Consider the following 22066-nt stretch of genomic DNA (forward strand, 5'->3'; position numbering starts at 1 on the left):
CGCGCCGGGCGGTTGCGGGCACGAGCGACCATGGAGTGGTGATCCGCTTTCTGCTGAACCTGCTGTGGCTCGTCTTCGGCGGCGGCTTCGTCCTGGCCCTCGGCTACGGCATCGCCGCCCTGATCTGCTTCGTCCTCGTCGTCACCATCCCGTTCGGCGTCGCCTCGCTGCGGCTCGCCTCGTACTCGCTGTGGCCGTTCGGCCGCACCCTCGTGTCCAAGCCGGGCGCCGGCCTGCCCTCCGGCCTGGCGAACGTGCTCTGGGTGGTGCTGGCCGGCTGGTGGCTGGCGCTGTCGCACATCCTCGCCGGGGTCGCGCTCTGCGTGACGATCATCGGCATCCCGTTCGGGGTGGCCAACTTCAAGCTGGTCCCCGCAGCGCTGTGGCCGCTCGGCCAGGAGGTCGTCGAGACCCCGTAGCGGCACGCGGGCCGCCCGCCTCGCCGTTCCGGCTGACCGCTGGCGGTCGGCACGGCCGACCGCCGACGGGCCGACCGTCGCCCCGTCGTTCCCCTGCCCTGTCCACCTCTCCCGCTCACACCACTGTCGCGCGGCGACTTGGACCGAGAGCGACAAGCCTCACCACCCCTACCCCATCCTAGGAGGATGGGGTGATTGTCGACCCTCGGTGGCGGGAAGGACGCGATTGCGGCTCGCACGGACGCGGCGCTGGCTAGCGTCGGGAGGGTGCGGGACGGGGTGATCGAGGCACTCAAGGCGGACCCGGCGATGTCCGGCCTGCGCCGGTCGCTGGAGTTCTACCACGGCGACCCGGCGCGCGACGCCGCCCTGGACGCGTTCTACGCGCCGCTGGTCCGCGCCGGTGACCTCGTCTTCGACGTGGGCGCGCACGTGGGCGACCGGCTGGGCAGCTTCCGCCGCCTCGGCGCGACCGTGGTGGCGGTCGAGCCACAACCGCTGTGCGCCCGGGTGCTGCGCGAGATGCACGCGGGCGACGACGCGGTGACAGTGGTGGAGGCGGCGTGCGGGCATACCGCCGGACCGGTGCGGCTGCACGTCAACTCGGCCAACCCCACGGTCTCTACCGCCTCCCCCGGCTTCGTCCGCGCCGCCGACGGGGCGCCCGGCTGGGCGGACGAGACCTGGGACGCGCAGATCGAGGTGCCCGGCACCACGCTCGACGCGCTCGTGACCGCGTACGGCGAGCCGGCGTTCGTGAAGATCGACGTGGAGGGCTTCGAGGACGCCGTGCTGGCCGGGCTGAGCCGGCCGGTGCCGGCGTTGTCGTTCGAGTTCACCACCATCGCCCGGGTGGCGGCGGCGCGCTGCCTGGACCGGCTCACCGGGCTCGGCTTCACCCGGTTCACGGTGGCGGTCGGTGACGAGATGCAGTTCGCGCTGCCCGGCTGGCTGCAAGCCGCCGAGGTGGCCGCGTACCTGCGTGCGCTGCCGGACGAGGCCAACTCCGGCGACGTGTACGCCCGCCGCTGAGCGTCCACTCCGGACAGCCCCGGGACGCGGCGCAAGGCATCGCCCCTGCTCATCTCCGTGATCGCGCGTGGGGCGCGTATGACTCGTATCCGGCCGGCACGGTGGCCGGTTTCGTCGCGCAGACCAACTGCCTCGACGCCGGCCTGGTCGTGCCGGGCACCACGATCCGCGTACCGCTGGACCGGCAGGTCCCCGGGCTGCCCACGCAGGTCGGCGCCGGCGGCGGCCACATGAGCCCGGCGCTGGTCGCCCAGGCGTGGAACACCTACCAGGGCCGCCTCACGGGCCTGATGACCTGGTCGGTCAACTGGGACGGGTCGAAGGGCTGGAGGCCGCGTTGCACCCCGGCGTGGAGCCCCACCGCTGGCGCGGGTTGCCGGACCCTGCGAGGCTGGCGCTCGTGTATGACTACGACCTGCTGGTGCTGGGCTCCGGACCGAGTGGACAGAAGGCGGCGATCGCCGCGGCGAAGCTGGGCCGCCGCGTCGCGATCGTGGACCGCCGCGACATGCTCGGCGGGGTGTGCATAAACACCGGCACCGTGCCCTCGAAGACGCTGCGCGAGGCGGTGCTCTACCTGACCGGGCTGAGCCAGCGCGACCTCTACGGCAGCAGCTACCGGGTCAAGGAGGACATCACCGTCGCCGACCTGGCCGCCCGCACCCAGCACGTGATCAGCCGGCAGACCGACGTCATCCGCAACCAGCTGGCCCGCAACAAGGTCTCGCTGATCACCGGCACCGGCCGGTTCGCCGACGCCCACTCGGTCTGGGTGGACGCCGGCTCCGGCCGGGAGACCCGGGTCAGCTTCGACAAGGCGGTCGTCGCCGCCGGCACCCGCCCCGCCCGCCCGGACAGCGTCGACTTCGACGACCGGACGATCGTCGACTCCGACGGCGTGATCAACCTCCAGGCCGTCCCACGCAGCATGGTCGTGGTCGGCGCCGGGGTGATCGGCATGGAGTACGCGTCCCTGTTCGCCGCGCTCGGTACGAAGGTGACCGTGGTCGAGCGCCGCCCGCGGATGCTCGACTTCTGCGACGAGGAGATCGTCGAATCCCTGAAGTACCACCTGCGGGACCTGTCGGTGACCTTCCGCTTCGGCGAGGAGGTGGCCGCCGTGGAGAAGCACCGCAGCGCCGCGCTCTGCGTCCTGCGCAGCGGCAAGAAGATCGTCGCGGACACGGTGATGTACTCCGCCGGGCGGCAGGGGCAGACCGACGACCTCGCGCTGGAGGCGGCCGGGCTCACCGCCGACCACCGAGGGCGGATCTCCGTCGACGCCGACTACCGCACGGCAGTCGACAACATCTACGCGGTCGGCGACGTGATCGGCTTCCCCGCCCTGGCGTCCACCTCGATGGAACAGGGCCGGCTGGCCGCCCAGCACGCCTGCGGCGAACCGGCACGCGGCATGTCGGAGCTGCAACCGATCGGCATCTACACCATCCCGGAGATCAGCTTCGTCGGGAAGACCGAGGAGGAGCTGACCGAGGCGTCCGTCCCGTTCGAGGTGGGCATCGCCCGCTACCGGGAACTGGCCCGGGGGCAGATCGTCGGCGACTCGTACGGGATGCTGAAACTACTGGTCTCGCCCGGGGACGGGCGGCTGCTCGGGGTGCATGTGTTCGGCACCGGCGCCACCGAGATCGTCCACATCGGGCAGGCGGTGATGGGTTGCGGCGGCACCGTCGACTATCTGCTCGACGCGGTGTTCAACTATCCCACGCTCGCGGAGGCGTACAAGGTGGCGGCCCTGGACGCCGCCAACAAGATCCGCAACATCACCCGGATCGACACCTGACCTCCTCCCCCGCCCTCCCCTCGTCGATCTTGCACTTTCGGCCCGATTCACGCCCGTTATGCCGGCTATACGCGGGCAGTAAGCACAAGATCGACGGGGAGAGGGGGTGGGTGGAGGATGGGTCAGCGGCCGGTGGCGTAGCCCTGGGCACCCCGGGGGTTGGCCGCGGCGGAGAGGATCCCCGTGCGCGGGTCGCGGGTCACCGCGCACATGCGGCCCAGGCTCCACGGGTCGGACAGCCGGACGGTGTGGCCCCGGGCGCGCAGGCCGGACAGCACGTCGGCGGCGAACCGGTCCTCCAGCACCAGCACGCCCGGCTCCACCTCGCGCGGATAGAACGACGCGGGCAGGCTGGTGGTGTGCCACGTCGGGGCGTCGATCGCCTCCTGCAACTCCTGCCCGCCGGCCAGGTGCCGCAGCAGGAACAGCAGCTGCCACTGGTCCTGCTGGTCGCCGCCGGGCGTGCCGCACGCCAGCACCGGCTCGCCGTCGCGGAGCACGAGCGTCGGGCTGAGCGTGGTACGCGGACGCCGACCCGGCCGCAGCGTCGAGGCGAGCCCCTCCTCCAGCCAGCACATCTGCAACCGGCTGCCGAGCGGGAAGCCCAGCTCCGGAACGGCGGGTGAACTCTGCAGCCAGCCGCCGCTCGGGGTGGCGGAGATGATGTTGCCCCACCGGTCCACCACGTCGACGTGGCAGGTGTCGCCGCGGGTCACGCCGTCGGCCCGTACCGTGGGTTCGCCGGTGCTCGGGTCCTGCGGGACGGCCCCGCGACGCACGTCGGCGTGCAGGTGGGACGGCAGCCGGGGCGGTTCACCCGCCGGGCTGCCGGGACGCAGCGACGTGTCGGCCCGGTCGCCCACCAGCGCGGCCCGCGAACGGGCGTACCCGGCCGACAGCAGCGCGACGCCCGGAACGTCGGTGTCGCCGTACCACGCCTCACGGTCGGCGAACGCGAGCTTCAGCGCCTCGGCCTGCGCATGGATGCCCCCCACGCTCGACGGGTCGTACACCGCCGGGTCGTCGAGCGCGTCCAGCATGGACAGGGTCTGGAGCAGCACCGGGCCCTGGCCCCAGAAGCCGGTCTTGGCGACCGTGTGCCCGTGCCAATCCAGCGTGACCGGTTCCTCCCAGGTGGCCGACCAGCGGGCCAGGTCGTCGCCGGTGACCAGCCCGGCGTGGGCGTGCCCGCTGGAGTCGCGGAACGGCAGCCGGCTGAACGCGTCGATCGCCTCCGCGACGAAACCCTCCCGCCAGGCATGACGGGCCGCCTCGATCTGCGCCTCGCGGTCGGTACCGGCGGCCCGTCCCGCGTCGACGAGGCGGCGCAGCGTGTCCGCGTACGCCGGGTTGGTGACCATCTCCCCCGGCGCGGGTGGGCGGCCGTGGCGGAGCCAGAGGCGCGCGGAGGTCGGCCAGTGGTCGGTGAACAACGACCGGACCCGCGCGACGGTCTGCCCGGCGGCGCCGACGAGCGGGTGACCGGCGGCGGCGTAGCCGATCGCCGGTTCCAGCACCTCGGCGAGCGTGCGGGTGCCGTGGTCGCGCAGCAGCAGCAACCAGGCGTCGACAGCGCCCGGCACCACGGCGGCGAGCGGACCGGCGCCGGGCACGAGGTCCAGGCCGAGTGAGCGGAAGTGCGCCACAGTGGCGGCGGCCGGCGCCGGGCCCTGACCGCAGAGCACCCGCGGGGTGCTGTCGGTCGCGGTAGCGAGGATCGCGGGCACCTCCCCGGCCGGGCCGTTGAGGTGCGGCTCCACCACGTGCAGCACGAACCCGGCGGCCACCGCGGCGTCGAAGGCGTTGCCGCCGCGTTCCAGCACGCCCATCGCGGACTGGCTGGCCAGCCAGTGGGTGGAGGAGACCATGCCGAACGTGCCGCGCAGCGTCGGCCGGGTGGTGAACGTCATCGGCGGTGAGCCTACGCGGTGCCCGCGACGTCGGCACGGTTCGTCGCGCCGGCGCCGTCCCCCTCGCCGCCGTCGAGCGGGAACAGGCACGCGGCGTGGTGACCGGGGGCCACCTCGGCCGGCGCCGGGTCGGTCCCGGCACACGCGGGGCGGGCCTGGGGGCAGCGGGTACGGAAGCGGCAGCCGCTCGGCGGGTCCACCGGGCTGGGGATGTCACCGGTGAGCACGATCCGGCGGCGCTGCCGCTCGACCCGCGGATCGGCCACCGGCACCGCCGACAGCAGCGCCGCCGTGTAGGGGTGCGCCGGGTGCCGGTAGATGCGTTCCGGTGGGCCGGTCTCGACGATGCGGCCCAGGTACATCACCGCGATCCGGTCGCTCATGTGCTCGACGGCGGCCAGGTCGTGCGCGATGAACAGGTACGTCAGCCCGAGGTCGCGTTGCAGGTGCCGGAGCAGGTTCATGATCTGCGCCTGGACGCTCAGGTCCAGCGAGGCGATCGGCTCGTCCAGGACGATCAGGTCCGGCTCACCGGCCAGCGCCCGGGCCACGCCGACCCGCTGGCGCTGGCCGCCGGACAGCTCGTGCGGATAGCGCCCGGCCGTGTCGGCGCGTAGGCCGACCAGGTCCAGCAGCTCCGCGACCCGGGCCCGCCGGGCGGCGGCGGACGTGGCGAGCCGGTGCACGACCAGCGGCTCGGCGATGCTGTCGCCGACCGTCCGGCGGGGATCCAGCGACGCCTGCGGATCCTGGAAGACCATCGCCACGTGACGGCGCGTCGCGCGCAGGCGGCGGCGCGACCAGCGGGTCACGTCCTCGCCCGCCACCCGGACCCGGCCGGCGGTCGGGTCGACCAGCCGCAGCAACGCCAGACCGGCTGTGGACTTGCCGCTGCCCGACTCGCCCACCAGCCCGAGCGTCTCGCCCCGGCGTACGGCGAGGCTGACGCCATCCACCGCGCGGACCGTTCCGGCCGGCGTCGGGAAGTGCACCTTCAGGTCGTCCAGCTCGGCGACCACGTCCGGGGTGTCGGCGCTCATCCGGCCTCTCCACGGTAGAAGGTACGAACCGTGTGCCCGTCGCCGACCGGCGTCAGCGGGGGCAGCTCGTGCTCGCAGCGGGGATCGGCGCGTACCGGGCATCGCGGCCAGAACGCGCAGCCGGGCGGCAGGTCAAGCGGGCTCGGCGGCGAACCGGGGATGGCCACCAGGTCCTCGCCGCGCCGCGCCGGGTCCGGCCGGGCCGCCAGCAACGCCCTGGTGTACGGATGCGTCGGGGTGTCGAACACCGCGTCGACCGGCCCCTGCTCGACGATCCGCCCTCCGTACATGACCGCGACGGTGTCGGCGATGCCGGCGACCACGCCCAGGTCGTGGGTGACCCAGACGACGGCCGTGCCCAGCCGCGCCTGCAGGTCGGCGACCAGTTCGATGATCTGCGCCTGCGTGGTGACGTCCAGCGCGGTGGTCGGCTCGTCGGCGATCAGCAGGTCCGGCTCGCAGGCAAGCGCCATGGCGATGGCGACGCGCTGCCGCATGCCGCCGGAGAACTGGTGCGGGTACGCGTCGACGCGGCCCGCGGCCGACGGGATGCCCACCAGCTCCAGCAGCTCCACCGCCCGGTCGCGGGCGGCACGGCGGGTCAGGCCGAGGTGCTCCTCGGCCGCCTCGGTGACCTGCCGGCCCACCGGCAGCACCGGGTTGAGCGAGGTCATCGGATCCTGGAAGACGAACCCGACATGCTGGCCGCGCAGCTTGCGGCGGCGGTCGTCGGGCAGCGCGGTCAGCTCGTCGTCGAGCAGCCGCACCCGGCCGGTGACCGTGGCGGCGCGCGGGGCGAGGCCGGTGGCGGCGAGCAGGGTCATGCTCTTGCCGCTGCCGGACTCGCCGACCAGGGCGAACGTCTCGCCCGGCCGCACCTGCCAGGACACCCCGGCCACCGCTCGGACCGGGCCGTTGCGGGTGCCGACGGTGACGGTGAGGTCGTCCACGGACAGCACTGTCGAGTCGGTCATGGGGTGCCGGTCCTGGCTCGGCATGCGCTCGTGGCCCTCGCTTCGCTCGGTGCGCTCGCTCATGCGGTGCGGGCTCGGCATGCGCTCGGTGCGCTCGCTCATGGGGTGCTCCTGCGTGCCTCGCCGAGGGTGAGCTGGCGCGGGTCGAGCACGTCGCGCAGCGCGTCGCCGACCAGGTTGAACGCCAGCACGGTGAGGAAGATCGCCGCGCCCGGGAACACGCCCAGCCACCACGCGTCGGTGACGAAGCCGCGCCCGTCGAACAGCATCCGGCCCCAGGCCGGCGCGGGCGGCTGGATGCCGAGGCCGAGGAAGGACAGCGCGGCCTCGGAGAGGATCGCGAACGCCAGCGACAGCGACGTCTGCACGATCAGCGGCGCGGCGATGTTCGGCAGCACGTGCCGGCGCATGATGCGCAGGTCGGACGCGCCGATGGAGACGGCGGCCCGGACGAACACCTGCTCGCGTACCGACAGCACGCCGGCGCGGGTGATCCGGGCGAAGATGGGTGTGTAGACCACGCCGATGGCGACCATGGCGGTGAGCAGGCCGGGGCCGAGCACCGCCACGATGGCCACCGCCAGCAGCAGCACGGGGAACGCGAACAGCACGTCCATGCAGCGCATGAGCACGCTGTCCAGCCAACCCCGGTAGTAGCCGGCGAGCAGCCCGAGCGTCACGCCCGCGACCAGCGCGATACCGACGCTGACGGCGCCGACCTGCAGCGACACGCGGGCGGCGACGAGCACCCGGCTGAGCACGTCGCGGCCCAGCTCGTCGGTGCCGAACGGGTGCGCGCCGCTGGGCGGGCGCAGCATCTGGTCCACGTCGACGTCGTTGACCCCCGCCGGTGCCAGCCACGGGCCGGCCACGCCGACCACCACCAGCAGCGCCAGCACGATCGTGCCGCCGACGGCGAGCGGGTCGCGGCGCAGCGCGGCCAGGACGCGGCGTCCGGTGCTCTCGGTCGTGGCGCTCACTTGACCGTGATCCTCGGATCGAGGCGGGCGTAGAGGATGTCCACCAGCAGGTTGACCAGCAGGAACAGGGCCGCGACGAGCAGCACCGCGCCCTGCAGGACGGGATAGTCGCGGGCCTGCACGGCGTCGAAGGTGAGTCGGCCGATGCCGGGCCAGGCGAACAGCACCTCGATGACGATGACGCCGCCGAGCAGGCTGGCGAGTTGCACCGCGACCACGGTGACGACCGGGATGAGCGCGTTGCGCAGCACGTGCCGCAGGATCACCACCCGGTTGCGCAGCCCTTTCGCCTCGGCGGTCCGCACGTAGTCGGCGGACAGCACCTCCAGTACGGAGGAGCGGATGAACCGGGTGAGGATCGACGCGGTGACCAGGCCCACGGTGACCGCCGGCAGCGCCACGTGGGTGGCCCACCGGCCGGGGTCGTCGGTGAGCGCCACGTAGCCCGACGGCGGCAGCCAGCCGAGCACCCCGGCGAACAGCAGGATGCCCATGATGCCCATCCAGAAGTCCGGCACCGAGACGCCGAACTGGCTGAACACGCGGGCGGCGTGGTCGACGGCGGAGCCGCTGCGGACCGCCGCGACGATGCCCAGCGGGAACGCGACGAGCAGCGCGAACACCACGGCGGTGACGGCGAGCGACAGCGTGGCGGGCAGCCGTTCCAGCACGATCGCGCTCACCGGCTGGCCGGTGCGGAAGCTGACCCCCAGGTCGCCGGTGAGCGCGTGCCCGAGGTAGCTGGCGTACTGCACGGGTAGCGGCTGGTCGAGGCCGGCGCGCTCGCGCAGCGCGTCGTACGTCTGCGGGTCGAACCGGGTGCCCAGCGCCACCCGGACCGGGTCACCCGGCACCAGTTGCAGCAGCAGGAACACCACGAGGGTCACGCCGACCAGCACGACCGCGGACTGGAGGACCCGCCGCAGGACGAAGCGGGCCATCACTTCGCCAGGGCGACCGACCGGAAGCGGATCGCCCGATCGGTGCGCACCTCGTAGCCGGACACCTTCTTCGACCAGCCCTGCACGACGTCCGGGTTGTAGAGGTAGAGGTAGCTGGCGTCGTCGACGATCTGCTTCGCCGCCTGCTCGTACGCCTGCTTGCGGGCGCCCTGGTCGGTCTGGGTACGCGCGGCGTCCAGCAGCTTGTCCACCGCCGGGTTCCGGTACTTGTGGAAGTTGAACGTGCCGCTGCTGTGGTGCTGGGCGTAGTAGAACTCGTCCGGGTCGATGTTGCCGAGCCAGCCCAGCATGAACCCGTCGAAGTTGCCCTTGGCCTGCTCGTCGAGCCACTGGGCGAAGTCCAGCGTACGGATCTTGACGGTGATGCCGACGTCCTTGAGCTGCGCGGCGATGACCTGCGCGGCGGTGACCGTCTCCGGGTACTCGCTGGTGACCATCAGGTCCATGGTCAGGCTGGCGACGCCGGCCTGACCGAGCATCTGCTTCGCCTTGCCCGGATCGTGGCTGTAGGGCGCGTAGTCGTAGTAGAACGCGCTGGCCTTCGGGATGGCGGTCTGGTTGACGGTGGCCAGCCCGAACTTCGCCGCCTTGGTGATCGCCTCGCGGTCCAGCGCGTAGCCGATCGCGCGCCGCACCTCGGGGTTGTCGAACGGCTTGCGGGCCTGGTTGAGCGCCACGTACCAGTAGTCGGTGGAGGCCGCCGACCGCACCACCGGGTCGTCGCCGTCCTGCAGCGACTTGACCTGCTGGGGCGGCAGGTTGTCGGTCCACTGGACCTGGCCGCTGCGCAGGTTCTGCAACGCCACCGTCGGGTCCTTGACGAAGGTGAACGTGACGCCGTCCAGCTTCGGCTTCTCACCCCAGTAGGAGTCGTTGCGCACCAGCTTGACGCTGTCGCCGGAGGTGTAGCCGGCCACCTTGAACGGGCCGCTGCCGACCGGTGCGGTCTTCACCGCGCCGGACTCCACGTTGGACTTCTCCACGATCGCCACGCCCTTGAACCCGCCCAGGTTCGCCAGCAGGTTCGGCGTGGGCGCGCTCAGCGTCACCACCACCGTGGCCGGGTCGGGCCCGGTGACCGACTTGACGGTGGCGAACTTGTACGCGTTGTTCAGCTTCTCCTTGATGATCCGCTCGTACGAGTAGACGACGTCCTCGGAGGTCAGCGGCGATCCGTCGGAGAACGTGACGCCCTCGCGCAGCGTGAATGTCCAGGTGAGCTGGTCGTCGCTGGTGGTCCACTTCGTCGCCAGCGACGGCACCATCTTCAGGTCGGCGTCCGGCTCGACGAGCGTGTCGTAGACGTTCTCCAGCACCTGGAAGCTGTAGTACGCCGAGGTCTTGTGCGGGTCGAGCTGGTCCGGCTCGCCACCGATCGCGGCGTTGAGGACGCCACCGGCGGCGCCGGCGTTCCCCCCGCCACCGACGTCGACCGCCTCGCCTCCGGTGCATCCGGACAGGACGCCGACGGTCAGTGTGAGTGCGGCGCCGAGCACGCCGAGCTTTTTCCTGGACACAGGCCCCCCTAGCCATTTCCCGGACAAATGAAAGTTTCGGCGAGTCTTCTCTCCGAGCCGGATGATGTCAAACGAATCCAGCCAAATTGACTTGTCAACGAGTGCTTGCCGGTGCGGAGTGAACGATGGTTCAATCCGGGCCCGACCTGAACCGCCACCCGCGCTGGGAGTTGCCGCCGTGACCACACACGAGGTCGTCAACCAGGTTCCGCCGATGGTCGGCCACGACACCGCCGACGACCCGGCGCTGTGCGACGGTGTGACCCGTGAGGGCGCCGGCTGGGCGCTGCCCGGCCTGCACGAGCTGGGCCGGCTCGCCGGTGGTGAGGAGGCGGCCGAGCACGGGCGGCTCGCCAACGAGCACCCGCCGGTGCTGCGCACCCACGACCGGTACGGCCATCGGGTCGACGAGGTGGAGTTCCACCCGTCCTGGCACGAGCTGATGCGTACCGCCGTCGGGCACGGTCTGCACGCGGCGCCGTGGGCCGACGACCAGACCGGCGCGCACGTCGCCCGGGCGGCCGGCTTCTACCTGTGGCGGCCCGACGCCGGGCACGGCTGCCCGATCTCGATGACCTACGCGGCGGTGCCCGCGCTACGGCACAGCCCCGACCTGGCCGCCCGCTACGAGCCGCTGCTCACCACCCGCGAGTACGACTTCGGGCTGCGCCCGCCGCACGCCAAGCGCGGCCTGCTCGCCGGCATGTCGATGACGGAGAAGCAGGGCGGCTCGGACGTCCGCGCCAACACCACGACGGCCCGGCCGGAGCCGGACGGCAGCTACCGGCTCGTCGGCCACAAGTGGTTCACCTCGGCGCCCATGTGCGACCTGTTCCTCACGCTCGCCCAGGCGCCCGGCGGCCTCACCTGCTTCCTGGTCCCCCGGGTGCTGCCCGACGGCACCCGCAACCCGATGCGGCTGATGCGGCTCAAGGACAAACTGGGCAACCGCTCCAACGCCTCCGCCGAGATCGAGTACGAGCACGCGGTGGCGTGGCGCGTCGGCGACGAGGGCCGGGGTGTCCGCACCATCATCGACATGGTCAACCTGACCCGGCTCGACTGCGTGATCGGCGCGGCGGCCGGAATGCGCCACGGTGTGACCACCGCCGTGCACCACGCCACGCACCGGCGGGCGTTCGGCGGTTATCTGGCCGACCAGCCGCTGATGCGCAACGTGCTGGCCGACCTGGCCGTCGAGTCCGAGGCGGCCACTGTGCTGATGCTGCGGCTGGCCGGGGCGACCGACCGGTCGGCGCGCGGCGACGAGGGCGAGACCGCGTTCAAGCGCCTCGCCCTCGCCGTCGGCAAGTACTGGGTGTGCAAGCGCTGGCCGGGGCACGCCGCCGAGGCGCTGGAGTGCCTGGGCGGCAACGGCTACGTGGAGGAGTCCGGGATGCCGCGGCTGTTCCGCGAGTCGCCGCTGAACTCGATCTGGGAGGGCTCCGGCAACGTCGCCGCGCTGGACGTGCTGCGCGCGCTCACCCGGGAACCGCAGGTGCTCGCCGCGTACGAGGCGGAGGTGGCCGCCGCGGCCGGCGCGGACGCCCGGCTGGACGCCGCGGTGCGCCGGGTGCGCGACGAACTGGTCGACCACACCGACCTGGAGCTGCGGGCCCGCCGGGTGGTCGAGCGGTTGGCGCTGGTACTCCAGGGCGCGCTGCTGGTGCGCCACGGGCACCCGGCGGTCGCCGACGCGTTCTGCGCGTCCCGGCTCGACGGCGACCACGGGCAGGCGTACGGGACGCTGCCGGGCGGGCTGGACCTGGCCGCGATCATCGACCGCGCCACGCCCAAGATCGGCTGAGGGCGTGGTGATGCGGCTCGTCTCGGCCCACCTGTATCCGGTCAAGTCACTCGGCGGTGTCGGCGTGGACCGGGCCGACGTCCAGCCGTGGGGCCTGCGCCACGACCGCCGCTGGCTGGTGCTGCGCCCGGACGGCGGCAAACTGACGTCGAGTGCCCTGCCGGCGCTGCTCGGCCTGACCGCCGCGCCCGGCGCCGGGTCGATCACGCTCGCCGCCCGCGACGGCTCGTCGCTGACAGTCGTCGAACCGGCCGACGGGCCGCCCGTCCCGACCGACGTGTCCCGGCTGGGCACGGTCCGGCTCGCCGCCGACGAGGCCCACGACTGGCTCTCCGCACGGCTGGGCCGACCCGTACGGCTGGCCTGGCTGGACGACCCGCACCGCCGGCCGATGTCGGCCGAGCACGGCGGCGGGCCCGGTGATCCGCTGAACCTGTCCGACGCCGGGCCGCTGCTGGTCGCCACGGTGCCGTCGCTGCGGCGGCTGCGGGACTGGATCGTCGAGGGCGCGCTGGAGCGCGGCGAGCCCACGCCGGAGCCGCTGGCGATGGCCCGGTTCCGGCCGACTGTGGTGCTGGACGGACCGGCCGAACCGTTCGCCGAGGACGGCTGGAGCCGGGTACGCATCGGCGCCGTCGACTTCCGGGTGTCCGAACGCTGCGACCGCTGTTCGGTGACGCTCATCGACCCGGAGACGCTCGCGACCGGGAAGGAGCCGATCCGGACGCTGTCCCGCCACCGGCGCCACGACGGGAAGACCTGGTTCGGCATCCGGCTCGTGCCGCTGACCACGGGCGAGATCCGGGTCGGCGACGAGTGCGAGGCGACATGACCGCCCGCCCCGACACGGTGCTGCTCGCCCGGGAACCGGTCAGCCCGTCCTGAGCCCGGACCGCCACTCGTCGGCCAGGACCGCGTAGACGAGCTGGTCGGCCCAGCCGCCCCGGAACCGGTAGCTGCGCACGTGCCGCGCCTCCCGCCGCATCCCGAGCCGGGCCATCAGGCGGGCGGACGGTTCGTTGTCCGCGTGGCACCGGGCGATCACCCGATGCAGCCCGAACTCGCCGAAACCCCACTCCAGCAGCGCCCCGGCCGCCTCCGTGGCCAGTCCCCGGCCGCCGTGGCCAGGGTGGAACACGTACCCCAGCTCGGCGGTGCGGTCCGCCGCGCTGCGCCACACCAGCTCGACCGCCCCGATCACCCGCGTGTCGCTGACCACGGCGAGCGTCAGGCAGTCGCCCTCCGCGCGCAGCGCGTCCTCGCCGGCCATCGCGGTCACCGACGACAGGGACTCCACCCGGGTACGCGGCGCGGCGCCGGCCATCCAGCGGACCACGTCCGGGCGGCGCTGCCAGGCGTGCACGTCGTCGAGGTCACCGAGCGTGACCGGGCGCAGCAGCAGCCGAGGCGTGCGCAGCGGGTACGCCGGGTGGGCCATCGGGCGATGGTAGGCCGAGCCTAGGGTGGGCCGCATGGTCGTTTCCGCCGACGACGGCAACCCGCTCACCCAGCTCACGCTCGACCGGCTCCGGCAGCGCACCAGCGTGAAGTGGCGGCTGTACCCGCCGGACGTCCTGCCGCTGTGGGTGGCCGAGCAGGACGTGCCGCTGGCCCCGCCGGTCGCCGAGGCGCTGCGCCGGGCGGTCGAGCTGGGCGACACCGGCTACGCGTACGGCACCGCGTACGCCGAGGCGGTCGGCGGGTTCGCCGCCCAGCGGTGGGACTGGGCCGACTTCCCGGTCGGCCGCACCACGCTGGTGCCGGACGTGATGATGGGCACCGTCGAGGTGCTGCGCCTGGTCACCGGCCCGGGCGACGCGGTGGTGGTCACTCCCCCGGTCTATCCGCCGTTCTACGCGTTCGTCTCGCACGCCGACCGGCAGGTGATCGAGGCGCCGCTCGGCACGGACCTGCGGCTCGACCCGGCCGCGCTGGAGGAGGCGTTCCGCCGGGCCCGCGCGATCGGTGACCGGCCGGCGTTCCTGCTGTGCAACCCGCACAACCCGACCGGTGTGGTGCACCGGCCCGGCGAGCTGGCCACAGTCGCCGAGCTGGCCGCCCGGCACGGCGTACGGGTGGTCGCCGACGAGATCCACTCGCCGCTGGCGCTGCCCGGGGCGCGGTTCACCCCGTATCTGACGGTGCCGGGTGCGGGGAACGCGTTCGCGCTGGTGTCGGCGTCGAAGGCGTGGAACCTGGCCGGGCTCAAGGCGGCGCTGGCGGTCGCCGGGCCGGAAGCGGCGGACGACCTGGCCCGGATGCCGGAGGAGGTCAGCCACGGCCCCAGCCACGTCGGGGTGCTCGCGCACACCGCCGCGTTCCGGGCCGGTGGGCAGTGGCTGGACCGGCTGCTCGACGGCCTGGACGCGAACCGGGCGCTGCTCGGGTCGCTGCTGGCCGAGCACCTGCCCACCGTGTCGTGGCGGCCGCCCGAGGGCACGTACCTGGCCTGGCTGGACTGCCGGAACCTCGGCGTGCCCACCGAGGCGGGCGACGGGCCGGGGGTGGCGAGCGACCTGGCCGGCCCGGCACGGATGTTCCTCGACCGGGCGCGGGTGGCCCTCAGCTCCGGGCACGTCTTCGGAGCGGGCGGGGCCGGTTTCGTGCGGCTCAACTTCGCCACCTCCCCCGCCGTGCTCACCGAGGCGGTCACCCGGATGGGCCGCGCCGTGCCCGCCTGACCGGCCGCCTAGCGGGCGGCGACGCGTACCCCTGGGTGTCGCCCTCGGACAGGAACGACACCAGCGCCACAGCCCTCGACGCCGCGGTGATCGCGCGCAGCGGCGTGACCACGACGACGCCCGCGTCGACCGTCCAGGTCGCGACGACCCGGCCGGCTCAGGTGGTGGCCTGCCCGTCGATGCTCTCGCGCAGGATGTCCGCGTGCCCGGCGTGCTGCGTGGTCTCGGCGATGACGTGGATCAGCACCCGGCGGATGCTGCGGACCGAGCCCGGTTCGTTCCACGGCGCGTCCGGCACCGGCCAGGTCGCCGACAGGTCCTCGACGGCGGCGACGATCTCCTCGGTACGGGCGGCGACGCGGGCGTACCGGTCCAGGATGGCCAGCAGCGTGTCCTCGGGCAACATCTGGAAGTCCCGCTCCCGGTCGACCGCCCACTGCGGCAGCTCGCGGGCCTGGCCGGACATGAAGTCCGCCCAGGTGACACCCTCGGGCAGGGCGAAGGACATCGCCGACGGGCCCTCGACCACGAACCGCAGCCAGCTCTCCTCGGTGAACGCGACGTGCTTGACCAGGCCGCCCAGGCAGAGCGCGCTGACGGTCGGCTTCTGCCCGGCCTGCTCGTCGGTGAGGCCGCGCACCGTGTTGGTCAGCATGTTCCGGGCGTCGGCGAGCTCGGCCAGCAGATCGGCCCGTTCGGCGTCGAGGGTGGCGGGGGTCGTGGTGGTGCCGGTCATCGTCATCGGTTCCTTCCGGTCCTCATCGGGCATGGGTCCACCCTCGCAGCCGTAGCGGTCAGGATGTGTCCTCTTCTCGAGGCAGAATGCGTGTCGTGCCGAAGACTTCCGCCCGACTGCTCTCGCTGCTGTCCCTGTTACAGGCGCGACGGGACTGGCCGGGGCCGCTGCTGGCCGAACGGCTGCGGATCAGCCCGCGTACCGTGCGCCGCGACGTCGACCGGCTGCGCGAGCTGGGCTATCCGATCGAGAGCGCCAAGGGCCCGGACGGCGGCTACCGGCTGGGCGCCGGCTCGGCGCTGCCGCCGCTGCTCTTCGACGACGAACAGGCCGTGGCGCTGACCGTGGCGTTGCAGACCGCCGCCAGCGGCGTGACCGGCATCGAAGAGGCCGCGGCGCGGGCACTGACCACGGTGCGGCAGGTGATGCCGCCGCGGCTGCGGCACCGGGTGGACGCGCTGCGGGTGGTCGACGTGCAACGCGCCGGCACGCCGGCCCGGCACCGGGTGGAACCGGCGCTGCTGATGACGCTGAGCGCCGCCGTGCACGCCCGCGAGGAACTGCGCTTCGACTACGAGTCGGTGTCGACGGCGCCGCCGGTCCCGGGCCGGCCGCCGCGCCGGGTGCAACCGCACCACCTGGTCACCTGGGGCGGACGCTGGTACCTCGTCGCCTGGGACCTCGACCGCGACGACTGGCGCACGTTCCGGGTCGACCGGATCAGCCCGCGTACGCCCACCGGCCCCCGGTTCACGCCCCGCGAGTTGCCCGGCGGGGACGTGGCCGCGTACGTCGCCGGCCGGTTCAAGGGCGCCACCGGGCCGGGCGACTGGCCCTGCCGGGGCGAGGTGCTCCTCGACCTGCCCGCCCGGACGGTGTCCGGGTGGACCCGCGACGGGATCGTCGAGGAACTGGGCACCGACCGGTGCCGGCTGGTGCTCGGTGCCTGGTCGTGGGCCGGGCTGGCCGCTGTGCTCGGCCGCTACGACGCCGACATCGAGGTGGTCGGGCCGCCGGAGCTGCGGGAGGCGTTCGCCCGCCTGGCCCGCCGCTACGCCGCCGCCGCGGAGGGCCCGGACGTGCGGGGTGCGCAGTAGGAGTCACGCGGTCTTTCCGGGCTCCGGCTCATCCGTGGCACGGTCGGCGACCACCACCGAGATGCCGTCGAGCACCCGCTGGAGGCCGAACTCGAACGCGTGGTCCGGCCCGTACGCCCCGCCGTGCGCCATGCCGGCGGCGGTGCCGACCCGTGCGGCGAGCGGGAAGCTGCCGGCCGTCATGAACTTCGCCAGCCACGGCCCGTGCGTCTGCCACCACTGGTCGTCGGTCATCCCGGTCTCGCGTTCCAGCTCGGCCACGTCCAGCGCGACCCGGGCCGCGCTCTTGGCGTGCCCCAGCACGAGCGTGAGCACCGCGTCCATCTCCACGTCGTCGAGCCCGATGTCCGCCACCGCGTGCAGTTCGTAGTCGTACTTGGCGAGCACGTTCGGGCCGAGCACCGGCCGGGTCGTCTCGGCGCGCAGCAGCCACGGGTGGGCCCGGTAGAGCGCGAGGTTGTCCCGCGCGATGCGTTCCAGCCGCCCACGCCAGCCACCCGGCACGTCGGACGGGCGCGGCAGGTCGCCGAGGACGGCGTCCACCATGACGTCGAGCAGCTCCGCCTTGCCCGGCACGTACGTGTAGACGGACATCGTGCCCACGCCGAGTGCCTCGCTGACCCGGCGCATGGTGAGCCCGTCGATGCCCTCGGCGTCGGCGATCTCGATCGCGGTACGCACGATCCGGTCGACGCTGAGGCCGGGGCCGGCGCCGCGGCTGGCCGGCTCCCGGGTACGCCAGAGAAGGGCCAGGCTGCGGGCGGGATCGGCCTTGCGCCGGCGCTCCTTCGACATGGTGCCGTCATCCTACCGGCCACGCCGGGCACCGGTCCTCGGCGGGACGCCGGAGAAAAGCAGCCCGAGAATTGTTCGGGCAAAAAGAATGGCGGGTTCCCCCGCCACTACCAACATATAGCGCACCCCCGGTCTTGCCGCAAGACCGGGGTGACGGCGCACAATTGCCGGCCGTAACCCATCGCCGAGCCATTCGAAAGAGCCGCGAAGAGCGGAGGCTCGGCCGTGCCCGTGATCGGAGACGAGTTGAACCTGCCCGCCACGAGCGTTTTCGATCTTCCCGAGCGTCTGTCGGCGAAGGCCGACCCGGACCTGATCGCCGCCGACGAGCGGCACTTCGCCGCCATCGCGGACAGCCTGCGCCGCTCGATCGCCGAGTTGACCGACCGGCTCGACGCGACGCGCCGGGCCGCGGGCGGCCGGGGCCGGCAGGCGGTCGACCGGGATCAGGAGGTCCGGCGGCTGAGCGCGCGCCTGCGTACGCTGCGCCGCTACGGCCTGGACCTGTGCCTGGGCCGGATGGTCGGCGCGGACGGCGCGGCGCCGGTGTACGTGGGCCGGCTCGGCCTGACCGACGGCGCGGGCGGCCGGCTGCTGCTGGACTGGCGCTCCCCCGCCGCCGAGCCGTTCTTCGGCGCCACCCACGCCGACCCGATGGGCCTGGTCAGCCGCCGCCGGTACCGGTGGGGCGCAGGCCGGATCACCGACTACTGGGACGAGGTGTTCACCGCCGACGCTCTGGCCGGGCACGCCGCGCTGGACGACCAGTCGGCGTTCATCGCCAGCCTGGGCGCGACCCGGTCGGCGCGCATGCGCGACGTGCTCGGCACCATCCAGGCCGACCAGGACGCGATCATCCGGGCCGGGTCGCGGGGCGCGCTGGTGGTCGACGGCGGTCCCGGCACCGGTAAGACGGTGGTGGCGCTGCACCGCACCGCGTACCTGCTGCACGCCGACCCGCGCCTGGGCGAACGCCGGGGCGGGGTGCTGGTGGTCGGGCCGCACCAGCCGTATCTGAACTACGTGTCGGACGTGCTGCCCAGCCTGGGTGAGGAGGACGTGCAGATCTGCACCCTCGCCGACCTGGTGCCCGAGGGCGCGGCGGCGGCGCCGGAGACCGACCCCGAGGTGGAGCGGCTGAAGGCGTCCGGGGACGTGGTCCGCGCGGTCGACGCGGCGGTGCGGTTCTACGAGGAGCCGCCGTCCGCCGGGATGACGGTCGGGGTCGGGGACAGCGAGCTGCGGCTGACCGCCGGCGACTGGGCGACGGCGTTCGAGGCGGCCGGGCCGGGCGTCGGGCACAACGAGGCCCGCGACGACGTGTGGGAGGAACTGCTGACGATCCTGGTGGAGAAGTACCACGGCGACGAGCCGCAGGAGGCGGTCCGCCGGGCGCTGGGGCGCGACCGGGAACTGGTCACCGCGTTCGGCCGGGCGTGGCCGCTGCTGGACCCGCTCGACGTGGTGGCCGACCTGTGGTCGGTGCCAGCCTATCTGCGCCGGTGCGCCCCGTGGCTGAGCGTCGAGGAGATCCGTACGCTGCGGCGGGCCGACGCCCGGGCCTGGACGGTGGCGGACCTGCCGTGGCTGGACGCGGCCCGGCGGCGGGTCGGCGATCCGGAGGCGTCGCTGCGGCGGCGCCGCGACGAGGCGGTGCTGGCCGCGCAGCGCGCCGAGATGGACACGGTGGTCGACGCGCTGATCGCGTCGCACGCCTACGACGACGGCGAGGGTTTGATGACCATGCTGTCCGGCGAGGACATGCGCACCAGCCTGGTCGACGAAAGCGCGTTGAGCGCGGCCGATCCGGACCTGCTGGCCGGGCCGTTCGCGCACGTCGTGGTGGACGAGGCGCAGGAGCTGACCGACGCGCAGTGGCAGATGCTGCTGGCGCGCTGCCCGTCACGCAGCTTCACCGTGGTCGGCGACCGGGCGCAGGCGCGGCGAGGGTTCATCGAGTCGTGGCCGCAGCGGCTGGCGCGGGTCGGGTTCGACCGGGTCGAGGTGGCGACGCTGACCGTCAACTACCGCACTCCGGCGCAGGTGATGGCGGCGGCCGAACCGGTGATCCGGGCCGTGCTCCCGGATGCCAACGTGCCCACGTCCATCCGTGACGGCGCCCCGGTGCGGTACGGCGACCGCGCCGAGCTGCGCGCGGTGGTGGACGGCTGGCTCGCCACCCACGCCGAGGGCGTCGCGTGCGTCATCGGCGATCCGGCGTTCCCGGCCTGCGACCGGGTCCGGTCGCTGAGCCCGGTGCTGGCCAAGGGGCTGGAGTTCGACCTGGTGGTGCTGGTCGACCCGGAGTCGCTCGGCGACGGGATCGCCGGCGCGGTGGACCGGTACGTGGCGATGACCCGGGCCACCGGCGAACTGGCCGTGCTCACCGGGCCGTGACCGCTCCCCGGGGGCGGCGTACGGCCGCCGCCCCCGGGTGCGGCTCAGCGGCTCAGCGCCCGGTAGCGGCGCAGCGACAGCGGCAGGAACACCGCGACCAGCACCAGCGGCCAGAGCACCGCCAGCAGCGGGTGGTGCGCGGCCACCCATGAGTCGCCGCCCCAGCCGGGGTTGCCGAACAGCTCCCGGGTGGCCCCGACCGTCGCCGACAGCGGGTTCCACTCGGCGACCGCGCCCAGCCACGCGGGCATGGTGGACGGCGCCACGAACGCGCTGGACAGGAAGCCCAGCGGGAACTCAAGCGTCTGCACGGCGGTGACCGCGCTCTGCCCCTTCACGGTCAGGCCGAGGAAGATACCGACCCAGACCAGCGCGAACCGCAACAGCAGGATCAGCCCGAGCGCGGCGAGCGTGTCTCCGAGGTCGCCGCGCGCCCGCCATCCGACGGCCAGGCCGACCAACAGCAGCACGGCGAGCGTCACCACCGCGAACATCAGGTCGGCGACCGCGCGGCCGAGCAGCGGGGCCAGCCGCGACACCGGCATGGACCGCAGCCGGTCGGTGACGCCGCGGTCCAGGTCCGCCGAGACCGCCATGGTGGTCATGCTGATACCGAAGACCATGGCCATGGCGAACATGCCGGGCATCAGGAACTCGCGGTAGCTGCCGCCGCCGGGCACCTGGAGCGCGCCGCCGAACAGGTACGCGAACATCAGCACGATCAGGATGTCGAAGCCCAGCGAGCCGATCAGCGGGCCGGGCTCGCGCCGCCAGTGCGCCAGCGCGCGCCCGGTGAGCGTCAGGCCGTCACCGGCCAGGGAGGGGCGCCGGGCCGGGTTCACCGTCGCGGTCACGCGGTCACCTCCACGGCGGCACGGGCGGCGGACGGCGCGCCGGTGAGCTGGAGGAACACCTCGTCCAGTGTGGGTCGCCGCAGCGCCACGTCGGCCACGCCCACGCCGTCGGCGTCGAGCGCGCGCAGCACCTCGGTCAGCGCGCCGGCCCGGTCGCCGACCTGGGCGCTGACCGACCGCCGGTCCGGATCGACTGCCGGTTCGGCGCGGGCGACGGCGCGCAGCCGCCCGGCGGCGGCGGCCAGGTCGGCGGCGTCGCGGACGACCAGTTCGATCCGGTCACCGCCGAGGCGGGACTTGAGCGCGTCAGGGGTGCCCTCGGCGATCACCCGCCCGGCGTCGAGCACGCAGACGCGGTCGGCGAGTTGGTCGGCCTCGTCCAGGTACTGCGTGGTGAGCAGCACGGTGGTACCGCCGCGGACCAGGTCGCGTACCGCCTCCCACACCTCGTTGCGCCCGCGCGGGTCCAGCGCCGTGGTCGGTTCGTCGAGGAACAGCACCGCGGGCGCGAGGATCATCCCGGCGGCCAGGTCGAGGCGGCGGCGCATGCCACCGGAGTACGTGCGTACCGGCCGGTCGCCGGCGTCGGCGAGCCCGAACCGGTCGAGTAGTTCGCCGGCCCGCCGTCTCGCCCCGGCCCGGTCCAGGTGGAACAGGCGGCCGAAGATGACCAGGTTCTCCCGGCCGCTCAGTGCCTCGTCCACGGCCGGGTGCTGCCCGACCAGGCCGATGCGGTGGCGTACCCGGTCGGCCTGGCCCGCCACGTCGAAGCCGGCGACCTCGGCCCGCCCCGCGTCGAAGCGCAGCAGCGTGGCGAGGATGCGGACGGCTGTGGTCTTGCCGGCGCCGTTCGGGCCGAGCAGCCCGCACACGGTGCCCGGCGGCACCCGCAGGTCGAATCCCTCGAGCGCGGATCTGTTCCCGTACCGCTTGCGCAGGCCCTCCGCGAGGATCGCGTGTTCCACGTCTGTTCCCCCTCCGTCGACGAAGGCACTAACGTACAACGTACGGTAGGCCGTCCGCCAGCGGCGGTTCCGCGACGGCGGCCCGGGGCGCGCGCC

19 protein-coding genes are annotated in these 22066 nt (G+C 73.5%); 8 read left to right on the forward strand and 11 right to left on the reverse strand.

Annotation, left to right across the window (positions count from 1 at the left end):
• The first annotated feature begins 38 nt into the window (after positions 1-38).
• From C569_RS0103225 to sthA, 3 genes are all read left to right on the forward strand, one after another.
• Positions 39-419: a YccF domain-containing protein gene (locus tag C569_RS0103225; RefSeq protein WP_026267643.1), complete on the forward strand. Its 381-nt coding sequence runs from the start codon at positions 39-41 to the stop codon at positions 417-419.
• A 309-nt stretch (positions 420-728) separates the two neighbouring features.
• Entirely contained in the window at positions 729-1451 is a 723-nt protein-coding gene (locus C569_RS0103230; RefSeq protein ID WP_051090445.1) for an FkbM family methyltransferase, read from the forward strand.
• A 400-nt stretch (positions 1452-1851) separates the two neighbouring features.
• A complete protein-coding gene (gene sthA / locus C569_RS0103240; RefSeq protein WP_018784392.1) occupies positions 1852-3255 on the forward strand; it encodes a Si-specific NAD(P)(+) transhydrogenase in 1404 nt (467 codons plus the stop codon).
• A gap of 122 nt (positions 3256-3377) precedes the next feature.
• Here sthA and C569_RS0103245 read toward each other — a convergent pair whose 3' ends face one another.
• The 6 genes from C569_RS0103245 to C569_RS0103270 form a co-directional block, all read right to left on the reverse strand.
• Positions 3378-5165 carry a gamma-glutamyltransferase family protein gene (locus C569_RS0103245; RefSeq protein ID WP_018784393.1) on the reverse strand — a complete coding sequence of 596 codons (1788 nt, stop codon included), beginning with the start codon at positions 5163-5165 and terminating at the stop codon, positions 3378-3380.
• A gap of 11 nt (positions 5166-5176) precedes the next feature.
• The gene (locus C569_RS0103250) at positions 5177-6205 is read right to left on the reverse strand and encodes an ABC transporter ATP-binding protein (protein ID WP_018784394.1); all 1029 of its coding nucleotides are present in this window, start codon (positions 6203-6205) and stop codon (positions 5177-5179) included.
• Complete coding sequence (locus C569_RS0103255; RefSeq protein ID WP_026267645.1) at positions 6202-7179, reverse strand: ABC transporter ATP-binding protein; 978 nt, start codon at positions 7177-7179, stop codon at positions 6202-6204. The genes C569_RS0103250 and C569_RS0103255 overlap by 4 nt, the downstream gene beginning before the upstream one ends.
• A gap of 98 nt (positions 7180-7277) precedes the next feature.
• Positions 7278-8159 (reverse strand): ABC transporter permease, encoded by an 882-nt coding sequence (locus C569_RS0103260; protein WP_018784396.1) that lies wholly within the window; start codon positions 8157-8159, stop codon positions 7278-7280.
• Positions 8156-9100 carry an ABC transporter permease gene (locus C569_RS0103265; protein ID WP_026267646.1) on the reverse strand — a complete coding sequence of 315 codons (945 nt, stop codon included), beginning with the start codon at positions 9098-9100 and terminating at the stop codon, positions 8156-8158. The genes C569_RS0103260 and C569_RS0103265 overlap by 4 nt, the downstream gene beginning before the upstream one ends.
• Positions 9100-10638, reverse strand: coding sequence for an ABC transporter substrate-binding protein (locus tag C569_RS0103270; RefSeq protein ID WP_026267647.1), 1539 nt, complete (start codon positions 10636-10638; stop codon positions 9100-9102). The genes C569_RS0103265 and C569_RS0103270 overlap by 1 nt, the downstream gene beginning before the upstream one ends.
• Before the next feature lie 178 nt (positions 10639-10816).
• Here C569_RS0103270 and C569_RS0103275 point away from each other — a divergent pair, with 178 nt between their 5' ends.
• Together C569_RS0103275 and C569_RS0103280 are read left to right on the forward strand one after the other, a co-directional pair.
• Positions 10817-12445 (forward strand): acyl-CoA dehydrogenase family protein, encoded by a 1629-nt coding sequence (locus C569_RS0103275; protein WP_018784399.1) that lies wholly within the window; start codon positions 10817-10819, stop codon positions 12443-12445.
• Between the two features lie 10 nt (positions 12446-12455).
• Positions 12456-13277, forward strand: coding sequence for an MOSC domain-containing protein (locus C569_RS0103280; RefSeq protein WP_026267648.1), 822 nt, complete (start codon positions 12456-12458; stop codon positions 13275-13277).
• A 39-nt stretch (positions 13278-13316) separates the two neighbouring features.
• Here C569_RS0103280 and C569_RS0103285 read toward each other — a convergent pair whose 3' ends face one another.
• A complete protein-coding gene (locus C569_RS0103285; RefSeq protein ID WP_026267649.1) occupies positions 13317-13883 on the reverse strand; it encodes a GNAT family N-acetyltransferase in 567 nt (188 codons plus the stop codon).
• A 34-nt stretch (positions 13884-13917) separates the two neighbouring features.
• Here C569_RS0103285 and C569_RS0103290 point away from each other — a divergent pair, with 34 nt between their 5' ends.
• Complete coding sequence (locus C569_RS0103290; protein ID WP_036345108.1) at positions 13918-15126, forward strand: MalY/PatB family protein; 1209 nt, start codon at positions 13918-13920, stop codon at positions 15124-15126.
• A gap of 157 nt (positions 15127-15283) precedes the next feature.
• On the opposite strand, the gene C569_RS0103295 is transcribed toward C569_RS0103290, so the two are convergent.
• Entirely contained in the window at positions 15284-15895 is a 612-nt protein-coding gene (locus C569_RS0103295) for a DinB family protein (protein WP_018784403.1), read from the reverse strand.
• 53 nt (positions 15896-15948) lie between these two features.
• On the opposite strand from C569_RS0103295, the gene C569_RS0103300 reads away from it, so the two are divergent.
• Positions 15949-16959: a YafY family protein gene (locus C569_RS0103300; RefSeq protein ID WP_018784404.1), complete on the forward strand. Its 1011-nt coding sequence runs from the start codon at positions 15949-15951 to the stop codon at positions 16957-16959.
• 3 nt (positions 16960-16962) lie between these two features.
• Here the strand turns inward: C569_RS0103300 and C569_RS0103305 are convergent, their stop codons facing one another.
• The gene (locus C569_RS0103305; protein ID WP_018784405.1) at positions 16963-17754 is read right to left on the reverse strand and encodes a TetR/AcrR family transcriptional regulator; all 792 of its coding nucleotides are present in this window, start codon (positions 17752-17754) and stop codon (positions 16963-16965) included.
• Between the two features lie 225 nt (positions 17755-17979).
• Between C569_RS0103305 and helR the strand changes: the two genes are divergently transcribed.
• Entirely contained in the window at positions 17980-20151 is a 2172-nt protein-coding gene (gene helR, locus C569_RS0103310; RefSeq protein WP_018784406.1) for an RNA polymerase recycling motor ATPase HelR, read from the forward strand.
• Between the two features lie 44 nt (positions 20152-20195).
• On the opposite strand, the gene C569_RS0103315 is transcribed toward helR, so the two are convergent.
• Positions 20196-21005: an ABC transporter permease gene (locus tag C569_RS0103315; RefSeq protein ID WP_018784407.1), complete on the reverse strand. Its 810-nt coding sequence runs from the start codon at positions 21003-21005 to the stop codon at positions 20196-20198.
• Entirely contained in the window at positions 21002-21970 is a 969-nt protein-coding gene (locus C569_RS0103320; protein WP_018784408.1) for a daunorubicin resistance protein DrrA family ABC transporter ATP-binding protein, read from the reverse strand. The genes C569_RS0103315 and C569_RS0103320 overlap by 4 nt, the downstream gene beginning before the upstream one ends.
• Between the last annotated feature and the right edge of the window lie 96 nt (positions 21971-22066).

It is taken from the genome of Micromonospora sp. CNB394, assembly GCF_000374985.1.
Lineage (GTDB): Bacteria > Actinomycetota > Actinomycetes > Mycobacteriales > Micromonosporaceae > Micromonospora > Micromonospora marina.